Source organism: Catenovulum agarivorans DS-2, assembly GCF_000568405.1.
GTDB lineage: Bacteria > Pseudomonadota > Gammaproteobacteria > Enterobacterales > Alteromonadaceae > Catenovulum > Catenovulum agarivorans_A.
On sequence record NZ_ARZY01000008.1, the window covers coordinates 1 to 24,191 of the forward strand.

The following is a 24,191-nucleotide window of genomic DNA, read 5'->3' on the forward strand; positions in this document are numbered from 1 at the left end:
CTATTTATTGCTTAACTGATCGGCATTACGCCGAAGCGGGTTTTTGTCATCTAGATAATAAAATCTAAATTATAGGTCGAAGTCTACAGCGTAAGAAACGTAGTAACCTAAAGATTGACCGTCACGATCTGATTCCACAACACCGAATGTGAAACCGTCTTTAGAGATGCTTGCACCAAGGTCGATGCCTTCATTTGCAAAGTCACCATCATATGAACCGATATGGAAAGCAGCTTCTAAACCTTCAGCAACTTCTAAAGAGTAATCAGCTGAGATATAAGTTGAATCACCAAAGCTTGCGCCATCAGTTTCTGCATTTGCTAAAACAGCTAAACCCAAAGTTAAGTTATCGAAAGAAACGCTTGCGTAAATTTCACCGAAATCTAAATCAGTGGCGTTACCTGCTGGGATAGCAGATTTTTTAGGATATGCAAAGTAGACATAACCTACATCATAAGAAAAGCCTTCAAGCTCGCCAGCGTAGCCAACGTAATAGTCAACTTCTGAAGAAGCTGAAGTATTGCTTTCGCCAAGAGTTGAAACCCAAACACCTGCATAGGCACCAGACTCATCTGCATAATCGATACCGCCAGAAACAGCCGCACCGTCATTTGATTGAGTCATACCACGCCAGTAGTAGTTAGAAGTTACTGCTGCGTTTGCTGATAAACCTTCTACTGCCATAGCAGAAGTAGAAGCCATAGTTGATACTGCGCCTAAGATAGAAGCTACAAGTAATGTTTTTTTCATGCTAGTTCTCCAAATTGGAATTTTTCAATTTGCTAAATGTGCTGCAGAGGTATAGCAACCCCCGTGCCGATTTTTTAATTTCCCTTAAAAAAAGCTTATAAAGCCCATTATATCGGGCGTTTTTGCTTTTTTTTCGTGAACTGCAACCGCAGTTTATAGCACTTATTTGGCAAAATCACTACAAAATACTGATATTAGTTGGTGCAAATGTGAACTGGCGTGTACTAATGTGGTGCAAATTAATTGGTCTGTAGTCATTTTTACGCTTTTATTGCATCTTTTTAGTTAATTGCCAATTAGATGAGAACTAATTGCGCAATTGGAACGCGCATAACTGCATTATCGCTATGTTTGGTTTGACTTGAGTTAGCGGGTAGAATAAGCGAGATTAACCAAAACAAAATATGTAGGTATGACAACTATGAACCCTTATTTTATAGCACCGTCGATTTTAGCCGCGGATCTGGCTCGACTTGGTGAAGAAGTAGAGAATGTAGTAGCCGCGGGTGCTGACGTTATCCATTTTGATGTAATGGATAACCACTATGTACCAAATTTAACTTTTGGTCCTGCCGTTTTACAGGCTTTAAAAAACTACGGCATAAAGGCTGATTTTGATGTTCATTTAATGGTAGAGCCAGTTGATGACTTAATTAACCAGTTTGCCGATGCTGGCGCTGCATATATTAGTTTTCATCCCGAAGCGAGCCGTCATGTTGATCGTTCTATTAATTTAATTAAACAACGTGGAATAAAAGCGGGTTTAGTGCTGAATCCTGCAACGCCGTTATCTGTACTAGACTACGTGCTGCCTCAATTAGACTTTGTGTTATTTATGTCTGTTAATCCTGGTTTTGGTGGTCAGTCGTTTATTCCTTATACCTTGGATAAAATTCGTCAGCTACGCGCACGTATAAATGAATTAGGCTTAAATACCCGCATTGAAGTTGATGGTGGTGTTAAAACCAATAATATCGCTGAAGTTGCTGCTGCAGGTGCGGATATGTTTGTCGCTGGTACTGCTATTTTTGGTGCTGACGATTATAAAGTTGCTGTTGATGAAATGCGCAGTGAATTAGCTAAGGTTGGTTAACCCAACCACCTCTCCCAGCATTTGTATTGTTATTTTTATAACGATAAAAATGCTGGAAGGGTGATTGGGCGTTGGGGACAATCAACTGCCAATTACGTGGATATAACCGGCGAGCAACGGCTATCCCAACCACCTCTTGTTACTTTTGTGTTGTTGCCTAGTTCAAACAAGTTCCTAGAGCAGCGGCTTTAAAAATCTTCCGGTATGACTGTTTTCTTGTTGAACTAAATCTTCTGGCGCACCAGCAAATAGGATTTCACCACCGCCGCTACCACCTTCGGGACCTAAATCGACGATCCAGTCGGCCGTTTTGATCACGTCTAAATTATGCTCAATAATCACCACAGTGTTGCCATGATCCCTTAACCTATGGATAACCGACAGTAATTGTTCAATATCGTAAAAATGTAAACCTGTGGTGGGTTCGTCCAAAATATATAAGGTTTTGCCGGTATCGCGTTTGGATAACTCCCGGGCAAGCTTTACCCTTTGTGCTTCACCGCCAGATAATGTGGTTGCTGCTTGGCCCAATCGAATATAACTCAAACCAACGTCCATTAACGTTTGTAGTTTGCGTGCAATCGCCGGGACAGCATCAAAAAATTCACGCGCATCTTCCACTGTCATATCCAATGTCTCGTGAATGTTTTTACCTTTATACTTTATTTCTAAAGTTTCGCGGTTGTAACGTTTGCCTTTACATTCATCGCAAGCAACATATACGTCAGGCAAAAAGTGCATCTCTACCTTTATAACGCCATCACCTTGGCAAGCTTCGCAGCGTCCACCTTTAACATTAAAACTAAAACGGCCGGGTTTGTAGCCGCGTGAGCGTGCTTCTTGTGTTGCGGAAAACAGCTCTCTAATTGGCGTGAATATACCTGTATAAGTTGCAGGGTTGGATCTGGGTGTACGGCCAATAGGGCTTTGGTCAATATCAACAACTTTATCTAGGTGATCTAAACCATGAATGCTTTTATAAGGAGCTGCTTGATTGGTTGTGGCTTTATTCAATTCGGTTTGTGCCAAACTAAATAAAGTGTCGTTGATTAAGGTTGATTTGCCCGAACCTGAGACACCTGTGATACAGGTTAGCAATCCAAATGGAATAGCCAAGTCAACATTTTTTAGATTATTACCACTGGCACCTTTTAACTCAATCCATTTATCATTTGGTTGATGTCGCTTTTTAGGGATTTCAATCTTTCTTTTACCTGACAGGTATTGTCCAGTAAGTGAGTGTTCACTACTCTTGATGTCTTCGACAGTACCTTGCGCGACAATTTCACCACCATGCACGCCTGCTCTTGGTCCAATATCTAATACATGATCCGCACAACGAATAGCATCTTCATCATGCTCAACCACTATCACAGTGTTACCCAAATCTCGTAAATGTGTCAGGGTTTTTAATAATCTTTCATTATCGCGTTGATGCAGGCCGATTGATGGTTCGTCTAACACATACATTACACCAACCAAACCTGCGCCAATTTGGCTAGCCAAGCGTATGCGCTGTGCTTCACCACCAGAGAGCGTATCTGCACTGCGTGATAAGGTTAAATAGTTTAAACCTACATTGACTAAAAAACCGAGCCTGTCGTTAATTTCTTTGAGGATTTTGTCGGCAATTTGTGCTTTTTGCCCAGTCAGTTGTAAGTTGGTAAAAAAGTTAGATGCTTGTTCAATGGATAAATCGGCCACTTGCGGTAAGCTTGTATCAGCGACAAAAACATTTCTCGCTTCTTCACGCAACCGTGTGCCTTTACAGCTAGGGCAGGCTTGATTGTTGAGGAACTTCGCCATTTCTTCGCGTACCGAATTAGATTCTGTTTCACGGTAACGTCGTTCCATATTGGGAATTATGCCCTCAAAAGGATGTTGGCGACGGATAATGTCACCTCTATCATTCATATAATTAAAATCTAGGCTGAGTTTTCCGGTGCCATACAACACAACTTTTTGTTGTTCGTCATCGAGCGTTTGCCATGGTGCTGTAACATCAAAATCATAGTGTTCGGCTACCGTTTTTAGCATTTGAAAGTAATAAAAGCTGCGTTTATCCCAACCTTTAATTGCCCCTCCAGACAAACTTAACTCTGGATTGCTAACGACTCTGTTGGGATCAAAATATTGTTTTACCCCTAAGCCATCGCAACTGCCGCAAGCGCCTGATGGGCTATTAAAAGAGAAGATTCTAGGTTCAATTTCCTGCATGCTATAGCCACAGTGTGGGCAGGAAAAATTAGCTGAAAAAATCATTTCCGGCTGTTGTGGATCATCCATCCATGCAATAGTTGCCACACCGTTTGCAATATCGAGTGCGGTTTCAAAACTCTCAGCCAAACGAGTTTGCAAATCTTGTCGAACTTTAAAACGGTCAATAACAACTTCAATCGTGTGTTTTTTATGTAGTTCTAACGTTGGTGGATCAGACAAATCACAGATTTCTCCATTGACCCGTGCACGGATAAAACCTTGAGCTGCTAAACTTTCGAATGTTTTAATATGCTCGCCCTTACGGCCTTTAATAATGGGCGCCAACAACATTAGTTTGCTGCCTTCGGGTAAAGCCAAAACCTGATCAACCATCTGACTGACGGTTTGCGCGGCTAGCGGCTGTTTATGTGTTGGACATCTTGGTTCACCAACGCGGGCAAACAATAGTCTTAAATAATCATAAACTTCAGTAATGGTCCCAACTGTCGATCTTGGGTTGTGCGAAGTGCTTTTTTGTTCAATTGAAATTGCCGGCGACAAACCTTCAATATGATCGACGTCGGGTTTTTCCATTAAGGATAAAAACTGACGAGCATACGCAGACAAAGACTCGACATAACGGCGTTGCCCTTCGGCATACAGTGTGTCAAAAGCGAGAGATGACTTACCAGAACCAGATAAACCTGTGATAACGATTAATTTGTCACGCGGTAAAGTTAGGTCGATATTTTTTAGGTTGTGGGTACGTGCCCCTCTAACTTCGATGGTATCCATATTTGCCCTGAAAAAATGAATGATAACTGTAAATATAGACAGTTATTATGGCACAGATTATTCTTAGCCTGCTACCTTTTATCGGTTACCTTACTTTCACAATTAAAAAAATCTGTTTAATTATACAGTACATCAGCTAATGGCATGTTATACTGCGTCGCTCGATAGTTAGTTCACTTATTGCAATTTTATGTCAGAGACATTAACCCGATACGAAAAGAAAATTGCTGCAGTTTTAGCCGGCATATTTAGCCTGCGGATGATGGGCTTGTTTATGATCATGCCTGTTATTGCAGTGTATGGCGAACAGTTATCTGGTGTATCGCCTTTGTGGATAGGCATTATTATAGGTGCATATGGGTTAACCCAAGCATTGTTGCAAATACCCATGGGCTTGTTGTCAGATAAAATTGGCCGCCGGCCAGTTATTTTGTTGGGCTTATGTTTATTCGCCATAGGTAGCTTAGTTGCTGGCATGGCTGAGCACGTCTATTGGGTTGCGGTCGGGCGTTTTTTACAAGGCACAGGCGCTATTGCCAGTGCGGTGCTTGCGTTAGCGTCAGACTTAACCCGTGAGCAACAGCGTTCTAAAGTCATGGCTCTTATTGGCATGAGTATCGGCCTATCATTTGCCGCGGCTATGGTTGTTGGCCCGTTATTAGCAGAGCGATTTGGCTTATCAGGTTTGTTTTATTTAACAGCTGCATTCGCTGTTTTAGGTATGCTTCTAGTTTATTTTCAGGTGCCTGATTCTGTTAGCCGGGGCTCTAATCGAGACGCAATTCCCGTTCCCGCGCAACTGAAAAAACTTGCCAAGCACCCGCAATTGATCAAGCTAAATGTCGGCGTATTTATTTTGCATATGCTATTAACTTGTTTATTTGTTGCCGTGCCTGGTTTATTGGTGAGCGCTGGTTTTGCTGCCAAAAGTCATTGGATGGTATATTTCCCCGCTTTATTGGCTTCTTTTGTATTAATGGCACCATTATTAATTTGGGCAGTTAAACATAATAAAGAATTAACGGTTTTTAAGTTAGCGATTGTGTTATTGGCTGTAGCCATGCTAATCGTTTATTTTAGCCAGCATGTATTAGTTGGGTTATTTGCTGCTCTGATTGTTTTTTTTGTTGCTTTCAATTATCTAGAAGCGAATTTGCCCGCATGGGTAAGCAGAATTGCACCAGCAGGTCAGAAAGGCTCTGCAATGGGAATGTTTTCTAGTTGCCAGTTCGCTGGTGCATTTGCAGGCGGTATGATTGGTGGTTCTTTATTGCAATTGAGTTCAGTCAGTGGACTGCTAATTTTTTGTACTTTAATTTGTTTACCTTGGTTATGGTTAGCAAATAACTTAATATTACCTATTAGAACTAAACCCAAAGTGGTGAGCGTAGCGGTTGCTAGCCACCAAGTTGCAGAAGATATGGCTCAGGCGCTGATTCAAATTAAAGGAATAGAAGAAGCGGTTGTAATCGTTGAAGAACAATTAGCATATTTAAAAGTGTTACCTAAGCAGTTGGACGAAACGGCATTAGACAGCTATATAAACCAACATGCGAAACAGAATTAGGAGAAGAAGATGGCATCTCGCGGCATCAACAAAGTGATATTAATCGGTAATTTAGGCCAAGACCCAGAAGTCCGTTATATGCCGAATGGCAATGCGGTTGCAAACCTAACGCTTGCAACATCAGAGAGCTGGAAGGATCGCAATTCTGGGCAAATGAATGAAAAGACTGAATGGCATCGTGTGGTGATTTTTGGCAAATTGGCTGAAATCGCAGGCGAATATTTACGTAAAGGCTCACAGGTCTATATTGAAGGCAAGTTGCAAACGCGTAAATGGCAAGATCAACAAGGCCAAGATAGATACACAACTGAAGTTGTGGTAGATATGACGGGTAGCATGCAAATGTTGGATCGCCGCAACGATGGTGGCCAAGGCCAAGGTGCGCAAGGCGGTTATGCTAATAACAATAACCAAGGTGGCTACAACCAAGCTCCGCAACAAGGTTACCAGCAGCCTGCTGCGCAACCTCAATATAACCAAGCTCCACAGCAAGGTGGTGGTTATCAACAACCAGCACAACAGCGTCCAGCGCCAGCTCCGGCTCCTCAAGCAGCACCACCTGCAGAGCCTAACTTAGATTTTGATGACGATATTCCATTCTAAAATCTAATTGTCGACGTTACCAATATTTCAAAGCCCAGCTCTTAGCTGGGCTTTTTGGTTAATTTTACACTAGCTGTAAATTGAATAGGATAGATTGGAATTTTTCATAAAAAAATCCCGCTAAGAAAATCTTAGCGGGACACAAGGGAGATACAACAGGAGCACATTTTCAAACACATAAATATAGAGTGCTAAATAGTTAGTTAGTTCAAAAAAATATAAAAAAACTTGGCTCGTTTATTTTGCTCAATATCGTATTGGTTGGAATACTGACCGTGCAAACAAAAAAGCCGATGCATGTTGGACTGCATCGGCTTGTTTTTCAGTAACTTAAGTTTCAATTAGTACATAGAGCTGTTATTTCCCATGTGATCATCGTCATCATCTGGCATTAGCTGTCCACGCAACTCACCCGATGCATGGGTGGTAGAGTGCACATTAATGTAATACTCATCATCTAACAAGGTTTCTAGCTGGTCTTTGCTAAAGCTATCCATCAATGAGAAATCGGTTAATGAGTCTGTGATAAAGTTTAAGGTAAAGACGGCGCCACCATTGGTACCTGCTGCACCTTCATGAATGTGTGCCATGCTTGCATCAGTTACTGTGGTGTGAACAAATAATGCAAAATCTGCACTGCCATCATCTTGTTCCATTACGGTTAACGAAGCTAAACCCATATTGTCCGTCGTTACCGCTGGCACTTCTTGATCGCCTGTTAGCTCTGTATATAAAACGTGAGTTTTGCCAACGGTAATTTGTCCTCTAAGCTCCCCGCTAGCAAAATCGGAGCTATGAACGTTAACATATAACTGGCCTGTGTGGAGCAGGTCACTACTGTTTGTATCTAAATCCATCATTGCCCACCAATGATCCATATTGTTTGTGTCTTGGGTTAATGCCTGAACCACTCCACCATTTTCGCCGGCGTAACCTTCATGAATATGTGCTGCAGTAGCATTGTCTAAATCCATCGTGGTTACATGTACTTCTAGTGTTTCCATTTCGTGGTCAACGGTTACCCAACCATAACCCATGGCTTGGGTATCAACTACGGGTACCTCGTACATGCCCATTAATTTGAAGTGGCGAATTTCGATGTGATGTGGCAATACCTGTCCACGTATTTCACCATTTGGATGCTCTGATGTGTGGAAATTTAAGTAGGTTTCACCGTTTAGTACCGCAGACAACTCGTCTGCAGTTAGGCTGGTATCAGGTAATTCCCAAATATCTGCACTGTCATTGCTTTGATTTAATCCAACAATTACTCCACCATTTGTACCCGCTACACCCATATGTAAATGCGCAGCATTTGGGGTTAAATTGTGAATGGTCACCATGCCTTTGATCATCATTTCGTCTTCATCGACCTTTATTTCACCCCAACCCCAAGCATCAGTATCGACCATTGGATTTTCTTGGTGGCCGTCTAATTTAACCTGTAACATGATATATTCGTCATGGTGAGGGTAGTCATCGTCGTCATCATCGGTATTTATTGATATATTACAAGCCATTAAACTTGATAAAAATAGAGCGGCTATCAGCATTCTAAACCACTGGATGCCTTGCCAATTGGTTGTTGCATTCATTGTGCTATCTCCTATTGCGCTGACATGAACTTCTAAAGTGTAGACGCAAATGGGCGGCTTGCTTGTTTTTTATCCAACTTTTGTTAAACAGATTGCAAATAATGACAACAGAAATAACCGCTCGTCAGTTTGGTATTGATGATGCAGGGGCGATGGATTTAAATGAATTTGAGCATGCTGTGATATCCGCGGCATTGTCTTTATTAGATAAGCTTCCCGCCGAAGATATTACCATTCGCAAACTAAGCCAAGCGCTTAATTGTGCACCTTCGACCTTGTTGGCTCGCTATAAAAATTATCAAAACTGTTGGCAATTTGTCGCCCAAAAACTGTTTGATTATTGGTTTGAGAACAAGATGGTTTGGTTAGATAGTCTAGATGCTGTATTAGAGCGACTGTTTGCGTTTAGCCAGCATCAGCCCTATGTGTGGCGCTTGTTGTTCGACTTTGCGCCAGATCAGCAAGCGCACTTAATTGACCATTCACATCGCCGTCAACAACAGTTGGTCAGTTTAATACAAAAATTTATCCAACAGCCAGAACAAGGGATGACAGCCTACTATTGTTTATTTGCTTTTTGTCATTTGCAAGCTCGTGGTAGGCTAGTGGAAAGTATCGATGGTGTTGCGCAACAAAGTATACTGCGGCAACAATTGATGCAAATGACCCAACAAGATAATAAGGACACAGAGTGAAAATTGTCGAACTGCTTAGGACGAGACGTTTTTTTCCCTATTTTGTTGTACAAGCTTTTGGTGCGCTAAACGATAATCTATATAAAAATATATTGTTGCTGTTTATCGCGTTTTTTTTGCCAAGCACCTCAACTGCTGATGCTTCTTTGCTAGTTAATCTTGCCGCTGGTTTGTTTATTCTGCCATTTTTTATTTTTTCTGGTCATGCTGGTTGGTTAGCGGATAAACACAACAAAGTTTGGCTCATTCGTCGACTCAAATTAGTCGAAATTGCCCTGATGTTGGCAGCTGCAATTAGCTTATATTTTGAATACTTAACCTTATTGTTTGCGTTGTTATTTTTTATGGGGGTGCAATCTGCCTATTTTGGCCCTGTTAAATATGCGATTTTACCTGATAGTTTGCCAAGAAGTGATTTGCTTGCCGCCAATTCATTAGTTGAAATGGGTACTTTTGTTGCCATTTTGTCTGGAACTTTGTTGGCTGGGGTGATTATGGCGTTTGATGGCGCACTGATTATTGCCAGTGTTGCTATTGTGATGTTTGCTGTATTCGGTTGGCTAGCTGCGATAAATATACCTAAGGTGACTAATCTTAATATTGAAAAGCGACAAACAGTTGAACGACTTGGTTTTTGGCAAGCGAGTAAAAACGCGCTGGCTATTGTTGGCAAAGATAAAAGCTTATTGAGCTGTGTTTTGCTTATCAGCTGGTTTTGGTTCATTGGTGCCAGCGTGTTGACCCAATTACCGAACTTGGTCAAAGTTTACTTGTCGGATAGCCCTGCTTATGTTTCATTGCTACTCGCGGTATTTAGTATCGCTGTTGGGGTTGGCTCATTATTGAGTCAAAAGCTGACAAAAGGGTTTATTAAATTAGACTTTGTCGCGCCATCGGCAATTATTTTGGCCTTGGCATTAATTGCTATGGTGTTTTTATCTGTTGTGCCATTCAGTGCCAATGTGACTACGCTTATAGTATGCATTTTGCTAGCAATATTGGGCTGTGCTGGAGGGGTATTTATTGTACCTCTATACACTTATTTGCAAGTGCAGGTTTGTTCAAGCGAACGCGCACAAGTGATTGCGGCCAATAATATTTTTAATGCCATATATATGGTGGCATCAGCAGTGCTGGCAATTGTATTGTTAGCACTAGTTGCTTTGCCTTTGGGGGGATATTTTGCAGTATTGGGTTGCTGTACGCTAGTATATGTTTATTTGATGATGGCTCAATGGAGTAAACATGAGATTTTATCTTAGATTGATATGTTTTTCGTTTGCTCTGTTATATGGTTTGCAAATTCCAGCGTTCGTTCAAATTTACAGTGTGATTGTGGATGCACGTTTAACTGAAGCTGAACAAAACTTAGCAGGGTTTCAGCAGACCGCAGATCTACATTTTGACGGCGACATGCTAGAAATGATTGAATATTATCAAACACACGCTGATAAATTGATTGAACAAACTGGTGAAAATATTCGGCAAATTCATCAATCAGTTATGCGGCTTAAACAGCAGCAACAACATCTGTCCCAATCCGAAGTTAAAGCCGCGTGGTATGTATTGACTCAGTACAACAGCCCCATATGGCAACAAGCACAATCAAAGTATAATTATCAGATTCAATTTAGCCCGGTCGTAATTAGTTGGGGTATCTCCATCGCTCTGCTTAGCCTTGTAGCAATTGATCTGATTTATGCGCTTCTTTTAATTATGTTTGCTTTGGTTAAACCCAAACGCATTGCAACTCAATAGGAATTTAATCATGGTTATGACAGCATCCACTATGATGGAACTTGGTACAAAAGCAATTGATTTCAACTTACCCGCGACAGACGGCACAAGCGTGTCACTTGCAAGTTTGCAACCACGCAAAGCACTCGTTGTATTATTTATCTGCAATCATTGCCCTTATGTTATTCACATTGCTCCTAAACTAGCAGAATTGGCGAAAGCTTATCAGCAGCAAGGCGTTGCATTTGTGGCTATCAATAGTAACGATGCTGAGCAATATCCAGACGATAGCTTTGATAAAATGAAAGAGGAAGCGCAGCGTCGTGGTTATACCTTCCCATATGCTTTTGATGAAACCCAACAAGTCGCTAAAGCTTACGATGCTGCTTGCACGCCAGACATTTTTGTTTTTGATGGACAGGATAGCTTGGTCTATCGTGGTCAATTCGATGATTCTCGCCCATTTAGAATTTCTAGTGGCAATTATGATAGTGAAAAAAATCCCGCGACAGGTGCTGACTTAGCTAAAGCATTAGATGAAATTTTAGCGGGCAAAACACCTAGCCCAGAGCAAACAGCCTCACTAGGGTGCAATATAAAATGGAAAGAGAGTGAATAACTAATTGGGGCGTTTAACCAAAAACACCCAATTGCGAAACCCTATTATTTTCTCTCCCCACATTACCTCTAGGCCAGCTTGAGTTAAGTTGGCTTTTATCCATTCAGCCTCAAAATCGGTTTCTGGTAGGAAATTTATATACGCTAACCCGTGTTTAACCAAACTCGCTTTTAATTGGATAAAATAGTCTAAACAAAAGGTCGACATTAATGACTGGTGAGCGGTAAATAAGTCTGTCACAATCAATTGATATGCTTGTTGGTTGGCCATCAGAAAATTAAAGGCATCTTGTTGCACTATGTTGGCATTCAGCTTATTCGGGTTAAAGTAACGCGTGAACCATTCGATAACTAGCGGACTTTTTTCGACAATAGTGACGTCACAAGCTGGCTTTTGTGCTTTTAAATAACGAAAGTTACTGCCTCCACCTAGACCAAACTCAAGCACTTTTGCATCTGCTGGTAATTCATCTATAAGTCCTCGCAGAGGGTACTGGTGAGGAAAGGTCAGAGAATTGGGGTTGCGTTTGTCCATGACAGATTGAACGATTTGGTCTAACTTAAGCCATAAATAACTCTCGTTTTGTAAAATTTGCCATTGTTGGTTAGCCTCTTTGTGGAGGGTAACAAGTTGACCATCAGATAGTGAGTTTTTAAGTTCGACAAGCACAATATAAACCGTTAATCTCAATTCAGCATCAATTTATATCAGAAGAAAAACGATGTACCAAATAATCATTCCAAAAAGTCAGCAGCAACTTACTAGTTATTTTCACTTTAGGTGGCAGCAGCTCAAAAAACCTTTAGGCGCCCCTTTAGGCTCAGAGCGAGATGAATATGATAATTTAGCTGAGCATAGAATGATTTGTGACTCAGATGGGCTGCCGCTAGCTGTTGGTCGTTTGCATTTTGTTAGCCAAGAGGAAGCGCAAATACGCCATATAGCGGTTGCCGAATCATGTCGGGGCAAAGGTTTAGGTTCGATTATTATGACCGCGTTAGAACAAGCTGCCCGCAAACAAAATGCCAAGCGAGTGGTGACTTTTTCACGTTTTGAAACAGTGCCATTTTTTGAACGCTGTGGTTATGAAGTTTTAAATAACCCTGTGATAGAGCACATGGCGGACCAAAATTTGAAAAGACGGCAGATGTGCAAAAAGTTATCTGAGTTTGATGTTATTTTGCGCCAGCCTATTTGGTGCAAAGAGTTACAGCAAACTTGGAACAATCAAATTCCAATTTCAGCCGCTATGGGGATTAAGGTTCATCAATATACTGGTGCACAATTAGAGGTGCGTGCCGCACTCAATGCTAACATTAATTTGCACAATACTATGTTTGCTGGGTCTATCTACTGTTTAGCCACGCTGACAGGTTGGGGGATGGTCCACTTGCAAATGCGCGAGCAAGTAGTCAAAGGGGACATAGTATTGGCGAAGGGCGATATTAACTACCGTAAACCCATAACCAACTTACCTAGAGCGACCGTGCATATTAATGATGTTAAAGGCGAGGTATCAGCTTTAGCCAAGCAAAGAAAAGCCAAGCTAGAAGTGATGGTGCGACTGTTTGACGAACACGAAGAGTGTGGCCAGTTCCATGGCATATTTGTTGTCTTACCGCCGGCAGAGCGCGCTAAAGGGGGTTAACGAGGCACAATGATGTGCATATCTCGTTTAAGGTTTTCATCGTACTGAACACCAAGGTGTGCTGCCGCACGTAAGTTTACTGCTACCTGGAATTTATCCATTGGTTCAACTTTATAAATATGGTTCTTATTTAAGGTGTTTTCCGCCATAAGGATTAAGCGTTTTCCCAGTTGATAATTATCTGGGAATAGCGCGAATAGTGCCCCTCGTTTGGCATGGGTTGGTTTGCTTGAAAACAGCACAAATTTGCGCATCCAAGATGCTTCCAGCAGATAAGGTAAAACAACTTGATCGTTTGCAGTAACAGTATCAAGTGTTAACCAAATAGAATCTTGTTTAGGGTCAATGCGTTTAAAGAGTTGGTCGTAGTAGGTCATCGCTGCTTTAATGGTATCGGCTCGAGTGGCGATTAATTTAACACCATTTTTATTGGCAGCTGATTGTGCTCTGGGGATGATCCACTCAGTTGCTTGGCTATAAACCATGTAAACACGTTTAATGTGAGGTGCAAGTTTATCGAGTTCTGAGAATACAATTTCAGGATCATTAGTCATACTTACACCACCAAAACCGTTTGGTTTTATTGGATAACCACCGACCATAACTGGCATGTGTTTGACTATTTCGTGCGCATATTTAAAGCCGTAACCGCCAAGCAAAATAGCGGCGTCGGCATTTAGTTCGACCAATTCAGCCAACAAAGCATCAGAACCGATACCTTGGTTAAATTCAAGTGGAAGCACTGACTCGGAAGCGTTTTCTTCAACGCCTTGTACTATCAGGTCAAATACCGCTCGATAGGGTTCTTTTACGGCTGGGTATGCTACAACAATGTTTGCAGCTGTTGAAAACTTACAAACAAAACATAAGCATAACGAAATAAGTATCCAGTACTTTTTCAATGTTGAGCCTTAACACAATTTAGTAATCGAAAAGCAAAATTGCCTCAGCCAGAGTTGAATTGACCGAGACCTTATATTCTGCGCTTTTAATTATAAATGTTCAAGTTTCTTCACGTAATTAACCTCAACCCTAGATAACACCTTGCCTTAAATGGGGTCAAAAATACTTTGCCAAATAGCTTTTACGCTTTCGATGGCGTGTTTGAATGGGTCGAGCCGACTGATCACCTTAGTTTGTGCGAGTGCCAGTTTGTGTGATTCATTTCTAAATAACTTGTATGCGTCAATTAGTTGCTCTGCTTGTTGCGGTTCAATTACACCAACCTCTGCCGCTGTGGTTAAGATCCGAATATTGTCAGAATATTTACACAGCTCTGGGTATTTGTGAGCATTTGCGAGCACAAGGTATTGGGTAATAAATTCAATGTCTGCAATGCCGCCTCTATCTTGTTTGACATCAAACTCTTGTTGGTTGCCCTTGGCCAGGTGTTTAAACATCTTCAGTCGCATGTCTGTGACATCTTTGTTCAATGCGCTGATATCTCTTGGTTGGCTTAAAATTTGTACTCGAACTTGTTCCAACTGCTCGACTAAATCTTTATCACCATACACACATCGAGCGCGTACCAGTGCTTGATGTTCCCAAGTCCAAGCGTCTTGCTGCTGATAGTTTTCAAACCCTTTTAGTGTTGCCACCAATAAACCTGAATTACCTGAGGGTCGTAGGCGCATATCGATTTCATACAATATACCCGCATGGGTTTGTGCCGAATAAATATGCATAATGCGTTGTGCCAAACGAATGTAGAATTGAGTGATACCAACCGCTCTTTCACCAGTGGTTTGTTGGTCAGATTGTTGATTATGGACAAACACCATATCTAAGTCGGATCCATAACCAAATTCTAGGCCACCTAATTTCCCATAACCTAAGACGGCAAAACCTTTGTCGCTAGTACCTACTAATCCTTCCGGAATGCCATGCTTTTCTGTGGTGTGTTGCCAAGCAATATTCACAACTTGTGACAATATTGCTTCTGCCAGCCAAGTTAGATGGTCACTTACTTTCATCAAGGGTAAATGGCCGAGTATATCTGCAACTGCAATTCTTAATTGATATGCATGTTTAAATTGCCTGAGTGTGTCCATTATTGCTTCTAAATCTTCAGGGTCGATACGCAATAAACGCTCACGCAAGTCCGCTTGATATTTAGATGGATCTAGTTCCTTGTATAGCTGACGTGGGTCTAATAACTCGTCTAACAAGAAAGCTTGTTGGCTTAACTGTTGTGCTATCCAAGGACTGGCTTGCAAGCAATCTAATAAAATGGTCCGAGTTTGTGGATTTTCGAACAATAATTCTAAATAAGCCGTTCGAGTACAAATAGAGACAACTAACTCGCGAATTCGGCTGATTAATATGTGTGCGCTAGGGTACTGCAAACACGCTACAATTAACCTAGGCATGAGTTTATCTATGATTTCCGCACCCCGTTTACCGACAGCGCGTTTTTTGATTTGTTCATGGCATTGGCTTACTTGCTGCCAAAATGCCGCTGCATCTACTTCGTGGTAGTCGTGCTCAAGCTGGCTAATTGCTGCGTCTGTGTCTAAGTTGCACAACCAATAATCAAATTCGATATCTGCTTGTTCATCTTCGGCATCGCTTTTAATCACTTCTTTAAACACTTGGTTTACCGCTTGGGTGTGTTGATCCAATATTTGTTTAAATTCTTGCCACGATGTGAAACCCATAGCAACGTACAGGCGAGCTTGGTCAATTTCGTTGTCTGGTAAAGTTTGTGTTTGTTTGTCGGCTATTTGTTGTAATACGTGTTCAGTTTTGCGTAAGAAGTAATAAGCTTGAGTTAATACTTGGATGTCTTCTTCACTCATCTCGCCCAGCAGATTGAGTTTTTCCAACGCTGTTCGTGTTGAGCGGGTACGCAATTCAACTTCTCGACCTCCGCGTATTAACTGGAAAGCTTGAACAATAAATTCTACTTCTCGAATACCACCTTCACCGAGTTTAATATTATTAACAAGTCCGCGGCGTCTATTTTCTTGCACAATTAATTGTTTCATTTTGCGCAGTGATTCAATCGCGGAAAAGTCAATATAACGTCGATAGACAAATGGACGAATTAAATTTTCTAAGTAGGCGTAGTCAGGGTGAGTTTGCCATTGTTTTGGGGTGATTATCCGTGCTTTAAGCATGGCATATCTTTCCCAGTCACGGCCTTGCTCTTCATAATAGTCTTCCAACATATTGTAATTCATCACTAATGGACCACTATCGCCATATGGGCGCAGTCGCATATCCACTCGGTAGACAAAACCGTCAGCGGTTTGTTGATTTAATGCGTTGATGAGCCTTTGCCCTAAGCGGGTAAAAAATTCGTGATTGCTGAGTGAGCGACTGGCACCTTGGGTTTCACCTGCATCTGGATAGCAGAAGATCAAATCAATATCAGAGGAAAAATTCAGTTCGCTGCCACCAAGTTTACCCATACCCAACACAAAAAATGGTTGTGTTTCACCTTGGTCATTAGTTGGTGTGCCTAATGTGGATGTTAAAATTTGGTACAAACGTTCTGTGGCAGTTTGAATTAACTCGTCAGCTAATTGTGAGATAAATTCGAATGCTTGGTCTAGGTCTATCGAACCGTTAAAATCCATCCAGGCTATCCAAGCCATTTGTTGGAGGCGGTATTGTCTCAGTAATTTACCTAGCTTGATTTCATCTGTTATCGCATTAGCTTGTTGCTGAAAAGTTTCACTTTGTTGTGCAAAAAACTCGCGCGGTTGCGTCGTTTGATTTAATACTTGTCCAAAGAATTGGGGTTGCTTTGTGACCGCTTCACGGATAAAGTCGCTCAGGGCACATTGCCATTTCAACGTATTTTTTTCTTGGTCGCTGAATTGTTCAAATTCTTTATGAGCATATGTAAGTTGTTGCCAAGCTTTATCTCCAGCAGCTTGCAGTACAGCTGGCAAAGTTGAAAAGTCTAATGTGCTAGGAGAGAATTGATAAGGGCGATTTGAATCCATATTTAAAGCCTTGGAATTGAGTAAGCAGAGGACCGCATGGCCATGCCACAAATATTTAAATCAATCTGGGTTGTTATTTTCGTGTTGGGTTTGACCGCATGTGGTGACCCGTTAGATGCAAAAATAGAAAACCAGATCCAATTTGTTGATATGCAGTTAAAGAAACTGTCACAGTCTATCGATAATCAACAAATTCGCAACGCAAACCTAATTAAAGAATATGCACAGCATCTAAGTCAAGCCAAACCTGATTTACAACGTATAGTTGATGAGCTTGCTAAAGATGCAACCACCAGTGGGCCTTTGTATCAAAGCCTGCTAAATCGTTATCAGTCTGCGGCCAAATACCCAGATTTATTTACCAGTAAAGAAGAACGCTTGGCTGAATTACAAAATCTCTATCAAGCGGCAGATACCACGTTGTTTAATGACGCTTTATCTGACCCATTAAATGTGCTTGCAGATATGTCAGATGGGGCTTTACCTCGAGTAAATGCTGTTAGCCGAGCGGCGAGCATTGAAGCGAATCAAGCCACTGATTTTGGCGACGGTAGCCAATTAATCGGTAACCCGGCTTATGGCCAGTGGAGTACCGGAAGCAATGGCATGTCTTTTTGGGAATGGTATGGCATGTATGCTTTAATTAGCAATTTAACTGATAGACGCGTTCATTATCACGACTGGGCAGGACGACGCGATTATAGTTATTACCATGATTATGGCCGTTATCGTTACTCTTCTCCTAAGCAACTTCGCACGCAATATACTGTTGAATCAAGAGCGAAAAAAAGCTTTAAAGGAGGCCAGTTTAAAAGTGCTTATGCCAAACCTAAAGTGGGGGCGTCACGTATTTCAACGGCCAGTCGAACTGCGCAAAATGCATCTAAGAAGTTTTCGAGCGCTTATGCTAAGCCAAAAAGCACCTTTAACAGTAACTACAGCCAAAACAAAAAATCATCGTTTGGTCAATCTAGCTTTCGCAGTAGCTCGTCCGGTTTCAGCCGCGGCGGCTTTGGTGGTAAATAACAAGGATTATTAAGGTACATATAATGAACAGTTTTAATTTTTTACAGTATATTCGACCAGAGCTGTTAACTTTGCTGGCAATCGACCTAGTGATTGCTATCGCACTGTTATCGCTAATGCGCTTTATATCGGGTTTGTGGGCTAAGGTGAACACCACGCATGAATTGTCAGAAAAAGATAACTTTGCATTTGGTATCAGTATTGCTGGTGGCATTATCGCAATGGGGATTGTGCTGACTGGTGCTATAACTGGTGAGGCGGCAAATAGTTATCTGGCAGAAGCGATTGGCGTAGCAAGCTATGGTTTGGTCGGATTATCGTTGATCAAAATAGGTCGTTTTATCCACGATAAAGTATCGCTACATCACATAGACAAAGCGGAGCAGATTCGTCAAGAAAATATAAGTGTCGCCATTGTTGATGCGGCAGCGGTTATTGCAACTGCGATTATTATTCGCTCGGTATTGCTGTGGGTTGAAGGGATTAATGCTTACACTTTTATTGCGATTGTAAGTGGGTTTGCAGTTTCTCAAGCCGTGTTGGTTTTTGTGACTCGATTGCGCGAACATCAGTATGCAAAAAACAACCAAGATGCATCATTTCAACAAGCTTTGTTAGACGGCCAAACCGCATTAGCGATTCGCCACGCGGGTCATATGATAGCGACAGCATTGGCCGTTAAAGCTGCCAGCTATTTTTTAATTTATCAACCCACCGAAATTCTTGGCAATTTAATTGGCTGGTTAGGAATTTCGCTGGCTATGGCCGCAGTGATTTACGTATTAAATAAGCTTGCCCGAGCAATTATTTTAATGGGTATAAATACCAGTGTCGAAGTTGACCAACAAGAAAATATCGGTGTGGCTGCAGCAGAGTTTGCAATTGTTGTCTCTATTGCCCTGATTACAGTGTCGTTAATGGCATAAATGACTGAACAAACTACTGGCCGCTTAAAAGTTCGACTAGTTGACGGCCTGCTAATACTGATTATGGCCGTGTTGGCTGGCTGTGGGTTAATATACGAATATTTATTATCCCACTACGCTGGGCGCGTGCTCGGGGCTGTGGAGCACGCTATATTTGCCACTATTGGCATTATGATTGTGGCAATGGGATTTGGCGCTTTTGCTGCACGCAAAATTAAAGATGCTTTTAGTGGTTTTGCATGGCTAGAATTGTATATTTGTTTTATCGGTGCGAGCAGTATCTTATTTATTGCTGCCGCCATTGGTTTTACCTTTCATTTACCGCAATTAATTTCCGATACCTTCAATTTACCAGCCGACGTTTTGCCGCGCGGTGGCTGGGTAGAGCAGCTACATCAGATAGCACGTTATTTACCCTATGTCAGTGCGGCTTGTTTAGGTTTCTTTATTGGGATTGAAATCCCATTAATTGCACGGGTACGTGAAGCGCTTTATCAAAAGCACTTAACGCATAATGCTGGTACGGTATATGGTGCCGATTATATTGGTGCCGGGATTGGAGCAGCCTTGTGGATAGGTTGGATGATGTCGCTTGATATCAACCAAGCCGCCGTTATCACTGCATCAACAAATTTGTTAATTGGCTTTTTGATTTTATTGTTGTTCTGGCAAAAGATCCGTTGGCGTTTGCTGCTTACAGCATGCCAGTTATTGATGTTGGCTTTTGTTATTGTATTGTCGGCCTATGGGCAAAACTGGATGAATAGTTTCACTGACATGCTCTATCGGGATCAAGTTGTATTGCAACAACAAACTCAATATCAGCAAATTGTTCTGACCGAGCGCAATCTTCAACTAAACAACAATCCAACACAAACATCCGTGCTGCAATTATATTTAAACGGTCGCTTACAATTTTCGAGTATGGATGAGCGCATCTACCATGAAATGCTCATTCACCCTGTGATGGCATCAGCACCAAAACACGACTCGGTTTTACTTATTGGTGGCGGCGACGGTTTAGCATTACGAGAAATTTTTAAGTGGCCTGTGCATTCAGTCGACATGGTAGAGTTAGATCCTATGATGATTAGCTTATTTAAGCAGCCACGCCAGTTTTTGCCAATTAGACTCGCTAAGCAGGTTATTGAGCTTAACGCCAATTCGTTAAGCGATGAGCGGCTTAACCTGATGTATGCAGACGCTTTTAATCAAGTTGATCAATTGGTTGCGCAAGGGCGCATTTATGATGTGATTGTAGTCGACCTGCCAGATCCTAACCACCCAGATTTAAATAAACTGTATACCAACCATTTTTATACACGGTTGCAGCAGCTGCTAAACGCGGATGGTGTGCTTGTTGTTCAATCGACATCACCCTATCATGCGCAAGACGCGTTTATCGCTATTGGTAAAACGATTGCTGATGCAAATTTTAGTGCAGTTGAACAATATCACCAGAATGTACCGAGTTTTGGTCAATGGGGCTGGTCTGTTGCGGTGAAACAAGGTTTGCCTGTGAGTGAAAGGTTAAAACATAGCTTAGCGGCACAGACCATGCCTGTTATCAAAACTCAATGGCTAACTTGGCCAATTGTGCTGGCGAGTTTTAACTTTCCACAGGGGTTTTATAAAAATTACGTCAATATCAAGGTTAATCGTTTGGGTAGTCAGCAGTTGTTCAACTATCATGACCAAGCATGGCGTAAACAACAAGGTATGGTAAACCTGAATTCTAACCAACAAATTTCTCCATAGTGGTCATTTTGATACTTGCGCTTACTTGTTATTTACAATTCAGGTTTGTATTGTTAAATCTGTCACAAAAAAACTGATAATTCGATTGACATATAATGTCGAGGTGCTAATGTTTACCTAAAGACATAATATGTCTTCTTGTAGAGAGCTAACTAACAGAGGATAGCGATGAATATACACACAATTGCACAATACCTAAATGATCTTGCAGATAAATCTGATACAGGTCATTCATTTGATTGTCAGCCTATTGCTGGTGAAGTGGATGTGCTACAAATCAGCTTAATTGGTCGTGAAGAACTGCCAATATTTGTATCTGTAACGGACGATCAAATTTTGTGTATTACCTATTTATGGGATGAAAGCGAAATGCTCAGCGAACGCAGAGCGGATATGATGGAAACCATGTTGGAAATGAATATGCCAATGCCATTGTCTTCGTTTGCAAAAATTGGTGATAAATATGCAGTGTTTGGCGCTTTGTCTATTCACTCTAGTTTATCTGATATCGAGCATGAACTCGCTGTTTTAAGCGATAACGCCATTGATGTTATCGATGACTTTAGTGAATTTTTGAAATAATCGGGAGCAAAACATGAGCATTTTTAAGAAGATATTTACTGCAATTCGTGGTGGTGCAACCGAAGTCGGCGAGGCGATTGTTGACGCCAACTCTACGCGTATTTTTGAACAAGAAATTCGTGATGCTGAAAATCACCTAACCAAAGCCAAGCGTGATCTAACCGAAGTCATGGCGAAACAAATGCAAACTAGCCGTGAAGTTGAGCGATTGAAAAAAGAGATTCAAACGCATGAAGGGTATGCGTCACAAGCGCTAAATCAAGGGAATGAAGCGTTAGCACTTGAGGTTGCTGAGAAAATTGCTAGTTTAGAAACAGAATTAGCTACTCAACAAAATGCACTACAGAGCTTTGATGCAAGTGTGGTTCGCTTAAAAGATTTAATTAAAAAATCAGAGCGTCAATTGGCCGATTATAAACGCCAACTGAGTGTGGTAAAAACAACCGACAGTGTGCACAAGGCGACTGCGGCAATTACCGACAACTTTGTGTCAGGTAATAGTAAGCTGCTTAATGCTAAAGAATCGTTAGAACGTATTAAAACTAAGCAACAAAACTATGAAGATAGAATGGCAGCATCAGAGCAGCTACAGGCTGAATCAGGTGATGCGTCGTTAGAAGCTAAGCTTAAGCAAGCGGGCATAGGCGACCAGTCTAGTTCCGCGGATTCAATTTTGGCAAGGCTAAAATCGCAGCAAAAATAGTTTGCTAGTAAGGTTTGTTAGCCTTATGCAATAACAATTTGGCACGTTTGAGCAATTTCAGTTCGCACTTGGCTGAAGTTGCTTTTTTGCGTTGTAGTCAGTTCTGTTGGGTTTAACACGAGGGTAAAATGGGATTTTTTTCAAAACTATTTGGTGGCGATTCATCCACACAAGTCAGCAAAATTAGTCATCCGAACCAACTCAAACAAGGCGATGTCGTTAATTTTTGCGATAGCTTTGCGCTACCAGAGTTGATCCGCAAACAAAGTTACCAAGTGGCAAAAGTAAATACATACCAATTTGAGCATCAAGTGATCAATGAGTTTGTATTGCAGGGTGGCCATCACCAACAAGTTTTTATGTCGATAGAATCGGATGATGAAGAATGGCTAAACTTATCGATTAAGCTTAAACGTAGCCAAGTAGGGCAATTATTTGATTTAGAGCAGTTTGCCGAAATTTTTGAGGAGGAGAGCCAACCTGAGCTCGCTCTGCAGGTTGAAGAGCCTGAGCTGAATAATTGGTTGGCGCCAGTCTATTTTCGTCAAAATTATGCACAGCGCGGTTACTTTTATGATCAAGACTTTCGTCCAAATAAGCCTTCGCTTGAAGAAGACGACGGCAGTGAACCTTTTGATTACTTCAGCCTAAGCAATGCAGACGAGAGCCACAGTGTCGAGATTGAGGTATGGCAAGACGGTGACACTGATGTACTACTGTCAATTCATAGGCCTTTAACAGATATTGTTGACATGTATCCTGGAGCAAGTCGTGACCAATAAGTCAGATAAAGCAAAGTGGGCAAGTAGCAACAAAGCAATTAAAGCCGTTCAAGTTGCGTTTGATATGGATGAAAAGCTGCAATACGTAATTCGTAAAGAAGCATTGGATGCTGGGTTAGGTCCGTCAGATCAAATTAGAAATATATTAGCTTTGCCTGTGAGTAAACGGCCAAAGCGTCCGCGTTTGACCGTTTCATTGTCGGTTGATGACTATCGTGTTTTAGCCGAAAAATATGGTTTGCAAGCCGACGACCAATTAGAAATTAAAAAGCGTGTAATGCAAGAGCTCATTGAACACGCTAGTAAAGCGATTGAGTAGTTTATTTCGCAACTGGGATTATTCTTAATTCAACCCGACGGTTTTGCGATCTAGCTGCGGCCGTTTGATTACTTGCCACAGGCGATGATTCACCCATGCCAATCGTTCTTAGGCGCTGATCTGCAACATTTTGTTGTGAGAGATAGTGTGCAACGCTGTTTGCTCGGGCTTCAGACAAAGATTGGTTATACAATGCATCACCAGTCGAGTCTGTGTGTCCTTCGATACTTAATTTGGTTTTGTCAAACTTCTTAAGGACCACTGCGACATCGTTTAAGATCGGATGGAAGTTTGATTTAACAATTGAACTGCCGCTATCAAAGGTTAAGTTACCTGGCATGATAAGTTTAAGTTGGTCGCCATCCCTTACCACGTCTACCCCACTGTCAGCTAACTCTTTTTTAAACGCTTGTTCTTGTTGGTCCATATAAGCACCTATTGCGGAACCTGCAATTGCACCAATGGCCGCACCCCAAGCATAACGGCTTTTGTCATGGTCGCCTGTGGCTTTACCTGCTACCGCACCAATTACTGCGCCAATACCAGCTCCTTTTTGGGTATTTGATGAGTTTGCACAGCCAAGTAATGCGACAGAAGTAACGGCTGCAGTCAAAATAGGTAATTTAAAATATTTCATGCTCTACGTCCTCTTATTCATTAGCGTCATCTTGTATGTAGCAACATTTATACCTTGGATGAGATTTTAAAAAGGTTTTATTAAACAAATGCTTATATGCATTGGCTAGTGTGTAGACGGAATGTGCAGAGTGTAACTTTCACACTCTGTGTAAAAGTTACATTGGCTTTAGTGAGTCAGTAATATATTCACTCTATGCCTGTT

General features: G+C 41.5%; 22 protein-coding genes. 15 read left to right on the top strand and 7 right to left on the bottom strand.

Annotated features, from left to right (window positions below; translation table 11 throughout):
* Positions 1–69 precede the first annotated feature (69 nt).
* Positions 70–750 carry a TorF family putative porin gene (locus DS2_RS06010; RefSeq protein ID WP_035013774.1) on the bottom strand — a complete coding sequence of 227 codons (681 nt, stop codon included), beginning with the start codon at positions 748–750 and terminating at the stop codon, positions 70–72.
* A gap of 421 nt (positions 751–1,171) precedes the next feature.
* On the opposite strand from DS2_RS06010, the gene rpe reads away from it, so the two are divergent.
* Positions 1,172–1,843 carry a ribulose-phosphate 3-epimerase gene (rpe, locus tag DS2_RS06015; RefSeq protein WP_035013775.1) on the top strand — a complete coding sequence of 224 codons (672 nt, stop codon included), beginning with the start codon at positions 1,172–1,174 and terminating at the stop codon, positions 1,841–1,843.
* A gap of 174 nt (positions 1,844–2,017) precedes the next feature.
* Here rpe and uvrA read toward each other — a convergent pair whose 3' ends face one another.
* Positions 2,018–4,837: an excinuclease ABC subunit UvrA gene (gene uvrA / locus DS2_RS06020; RefSeq protein WP_035013776.1), complete on the bottom strand. Its 2,820-nt coding sequence runs from the start codon at positions 4,835–4,837 to the stop codon at positions 2,018–2,020.
* A gap of 190 nt (positions 4,838–5,027) precedes the next feature.
* Between uvrA and DS2_RS06025 the strand changes: the two genes are divergently transcribed.
* A complete protein-coding gene (locus tag DS2_RS06025; protein ID WP_035013777.1) occupies positions 5,028–6,404 on the top strand; it encodes an MFS transporter in 1,377 nt (458 codons plus the stop codon).
* A gap of 9 nt (positions 6,405–6,413) precedes the next feature.
* Positions 6,414–7,007 carry a single-stranded DNA-binding protein gene (gene ssb / locus DS2_RS06030; RefSeq protein ID WP_035013778.1) on the top strand — a complete coding sequence of 198 codons (594 nt, stop codon included), beginning with the start codon at positions 6,414–6,416 and terminating at the stop codon, positions 7,005–7,007.
* Positions 7,008–7,348: 341 nt separating this feature from the next.
* Here ssb and DS2_RS06035 read toward each other — a convergent pair whose 3' ends face one another.
* Positions 7,349–8,602 (bottom strand): CHRD domain-containing protein, encoded by a 1,254-nt coding sequence (locus tag DS2_RS06035; RefSeq protein WP_051479659.1) that lies wholly within the window; start codon positions 8,600–8,602, stop codon positions 7,349–7,351.
* Positions 8,603–8,703: 101 nt separating this feature from the next.
* On the opposite strand from DS2_RS06035, the gene DS2_RS06040 reads away from it, so the two are divergent.
* Genes DS2_RS06040 through DS2_RS06055 form a run of 4 tightly spaced genes read left to right on the top strand, consistent with a single transcriptional unit; the run spans position 8,704 to position 11,653 of the window.
* On the top strand, positions 8,704–9,297 hold the full coding sequence (locus DS2_RS06040) for a TetR/AcrR family transcriptional regulator (protein ID WP_035013779.1): 594 nt from the start codon (positions 8,704–8,706) through the stop codon (positions 9,295–9,297).
* Positions 9,294–10,559 (top strand): MFS transporter, encoded by a 1,266-nt coding sequence (locus DS2_RS06045; protein ID WP_051479660.1) that lies wholly within the window; start codon positions 9,294–9,296, stop codon positions 10,557–10,559. The genes DS2_RS06040 and DS2_RS06045 overlap by 4 nt, the downstream gene beginning before the upstream one ends.
* Positions 10,543–11,055 (top strand): DUF2937 family protein, encoded by a 513-nt coding sequence (locus tag DS2_RS06050; protein WP_051479661.1) that lies wholly within the window; start codon positions 10,543–10,545, stop codon positions 11,053–11,055. The genes DS2_RS06045 and DS2_RS06050 overlap by 17 nt, the downstream gene beginning before the upstream one ends.
* Positions 11,056–11,065: 10 nt before the next feature.
* Complete coding sequence (locus DS2_RS06055) at positions 11,066–11,653, top strand: thioredoxin family protein (protein WP_035013781.1); 588 nt, start codon at positions 11,066–11,068, stop codon at positions 11,651–11,653.
* Here the strand turns inward: DS2_RS06055 and DS2_RS06060 are convergent, their stop codons facing one another.
* Entirely contained in the window at positions 11,654–12,322 is a 669-nt protein-coding gene (locus DS2_RS06060; RefSeq protein WP_035013782.1) for a spermidine synthase, read from the bottom strand. It lies immediately after the preceding gene.
* Between the two features lie 52 nt (positions 12,323–12,374).
* Between DS2_RS06060 and DS2_RS06065 the strand changes: the two genes are divergently transcribed.
* Positions 12,375–13,301 (top strand): bifunctional GNAT family N-acetyltransferase/hotdog fold thioesterase, encoded by a 927-nt coding sequence (locus tag DS2_RS06065; protein WP_035013783.1) that lies wholly within the window; start codon positions 12,375–12,377, stop codon positions 13,299–13,301.
* Here DS2_RS06065 and DS2_RS06070 read toward each other — a convergent pair.
* Together DS2_RS06070 and glnE are read right to left on the bottom strand one after the other, a co-directional pair.
* A complete protein-coding gene (locus DS2_RS06070) occupies positions 13,298–14,203 on the bottom strand; it encodes an ABC transporter substrate binding protein (RefSeq protein WP_035013784.1) in 906 nt (301 codons plus the stop codon). The two genes, DS2_RS06065 and DS2_RS06070, sit on opposite strands and share 4 nt — an antisense overlap.
* Positions 14,204–14,350: 147 nt before the next feature.
* The gene (glnE, locus tag DS2_RS06075; RefSeq protein ID WP_051479662.1) at positions 14,351–17,254 is read right to left on the bottom strand and encodes a bifunctional [glutamate--ammonia ligase]-adenylyl-L-tyrosine phosphorylase/[glutamate--ammonia-ligase] adenylyltransferase; all 2,904 of its coding nucleotides are present in this window, start codon (positions 17,252–17,254) and stop codon (positions 14,351–14,353) included.
* Positions 17,255–17,296: 42 nt separating this feature from the next.
* Between glnE and DS2_RS06080 the strand changes: the two genes are divergently transcribed.
* From DS2_RS06080 to DS2_RS06110, 7 genes are all read left to right on the top strand, one after another.
* A complete protein-coding gene (locus DS2_RS06080) occupies positions 17,297–18,280 on the top strand; it encodes a hypothetical protein (protein ID WP_051479683.1) in 984 nt (327 codons plus the stop codon).
* Positions 18,281–18,303: 23 nt separating this feature from the next.
* Positions 18,304–19,206 (top strand): DUF350 domain-containing protein, encoded by a 903-nt coding sequence (locus DS2_RS06085; RefSeq protein WP_035013786.1) that lies wholly within the window; start codon positions 18,304–18,306, stop codon positions 19,204–19,206.
* Positions 19,207–20,964, top strand: a complete 1,758-nt coding sequence (locus DS2_RS06090; protein WP_035013787.1) for a polyamine aminopropyltransferase — start codon at positions 19,207–19,209, stop codon at positions 20,962–20,964.
* A 168-nt stretch (positions 20,965–21,132) separates the two neighbouring features.
* Complete coding sequence (locus DS2_RS06095; protein WP_035013788.1) at positions 21,133–21,546, top strand: YjfI family protein; 414 nt, start codon at positions 21,133–21,135, stop codon at positions 21,544–21,546.
* A 13-nt stretch (positions 21,547–21,559) separates the two neighbouring features.
* Positions 21,560–22,249 carry a PspA/IM30 family protein gene (locus tag DS2_RS06100; protein ID WP_035013789.1) on the top strand — a complete coding sequence of 230 codons (690 nt, stop codon included), beginning with the start codon at positions 21,560–21,562 and terminating at the stop codon, positions 22,247–22,249.
* A gap of 128 nt (positions 22,250–22,377) precedes the next feature.
* Positions 22,378–23,031 carry a hypothetical protein gene (locus DS2_RS06105; protein WP_035013790.1) on the top strand — a complete coding sequence of 218 codons (654 nt, stop codon included), beginning with the start codon at positions 22,378–22,380 and terminating at the stop codon, positions 23,029–23,031.
* On the top strand, positions 23,021–23,350 hold the full coding sequence (locus DS2_RS06110) for a hypothetical protein (protein ID WP_035013791.1): 330 nt from the start codon (positions 23,021–23,023) through the stop codon (positions 23,348–23,350). Before DS2_RS06105 ends, DS2_RS06110 begins: the two co-directional genes overlap by 11 nt.
* 1 nt (position 23,351) lies before the next feature.
* Here DS2_RS06110 and DS2_RS06115 read toward each other — a convergent pair whose 3' ends face one another.
* Positions 23,352–23,987 (bottom strand): OmpA family protein, encoded by a 636-nt coding sequence (locus DS2_RS06115; RefSeq protein ID WP_035013792.1) that lies wholly within the window; start codon positions 23,985–23,987, stop codon positions 23,352–23,354.
* Positions 23,988–24,191: the final 204 nt, after the last annotated feature.

Excerpts from the sequence above, each read along its gene's own strand:
- DS2_RS06090 (WP_035013787.1), top strand. The coding sequence starts at position 19,207 with ATGACTGAACAAACTACTGGCCGCTTAAAAGTTCGACTAGTTGACGGC.
- DS2_RS06080 (WP_051479683.1), top strand. The coding sequence starts at position 17,297 with ATGCCACAAATATTTAAATCAATCTGGGTTGTTATTTTCGTGTTGGGT.
- DS2_RS06035 (WP_051479659.1), bottom strand. The coding sequence starts at position 8,602 with ATGAATGCAACAACCAATTGGCAAGGCATCCAGTGGTTTAGAATGCTG.
- DS2_RS06055 (WP_035013781.1), top strand. The coding sequence starts at position 11,066 with ATGGTTATGACAGCATCCACTATGATGGAACTTGGTACAAAAGCAATT.
- DS2_RS06085 (WP_035013786.1), top strand. The coding sequence starts at position 18,304 with ATGAACAGTTTTAATTTTTTACAGTATATTCGACCAGAGCTGTTAACT.
- DS2_RS06095 (WP_035013788.1), top strand. The coding sequence starts at position 21,133 with ATGAATATACACACAATTGCACAATACCTAAATGATCTTGCAGATAAA.
- glnE (WP_051479662.1), bottom strand. The coding sequence starts at position 17,254 with ATGGATTCAAATCGCCCTTATCAATTCTCTCCTAGCACATTAGACTTT.
- uvrA (WP_035013776.1), bottom strand. The coding sequence starts at position 4,837 with ATGGATACCATCGAAGTTAGAGGGGCACGTACCCACAACCTAAAAAAT.
- DS2_RS06050 (WP_051479661.1), top strand. The coding sequence starts at position 10,543 with ATGAGATTTTATCTTAGATTGATATGTTTTTCGTTTGCTCTGTTATAT.
- DS2_RS06010 (WP_035013774.1), bottom strand. The coding sequence starts at position 750 with ATGAAAAAAACATTACTTGTAGCTTCTATCTTAGGCGCAGTATCAACT.
- DS2_RS06100 (WP_035013789.1), top strand. The coding sequence starts at position 21,560 with ATGAGCATTTTTAAGAAGATATTTACTGCAATTCGTGGTGGTGCAACC.
- DS2_RS06065 (WP_035013783.1), top strand. The coding sequence starts at position 12,375 with ATGTACCAAATAATCATTCCAAAAAGTCAGCAGCAACTTACTAGTTAT.
- DS2_RS06025 (WP_035013777.1), top strand. The coding sequence starts at position 5,028 with ATGTCAGAGACATTAACCCGATACGAAAAGAAAATTGCTGCAGTTTTA.
- DS2_RS06115 (WP_035013792.1), bottom strand. The coding sequence starts at position 23,987 with ATGAAATATTTTAAATTACCTATTTTGACTGCAGCCGTTACTTCTGTC.
- DS2_RS06105 (WP_035013790.1), top strand. The coding sequence starts at position 22,378 with ATGGGATTTTTTTCAAAACTATTTGGTGGCGATTCATCCACACAAGTC.
- rpe (WP_035013775.1), top strand. The coding sequence starts at position 1,172 with ATGAACCCTTATTTTATAGCACCGTCGATTTTAGCCGCGGATCTGGCT.
- ssb (WP_035013778.1), top strand. The coding sequence starts at position 6,414 with ATGGCATCTCGCGGCATCAACAAAGTGATATTAATCGGTAATTTAGGC.
- DS2_RS06040 (WP_035013779.1), top strand. The coding sequence starts at position 8,704 with ATGACAACAGAAATAACCGCTCGTCAGTTTGGTATTGATGATGCAGGG.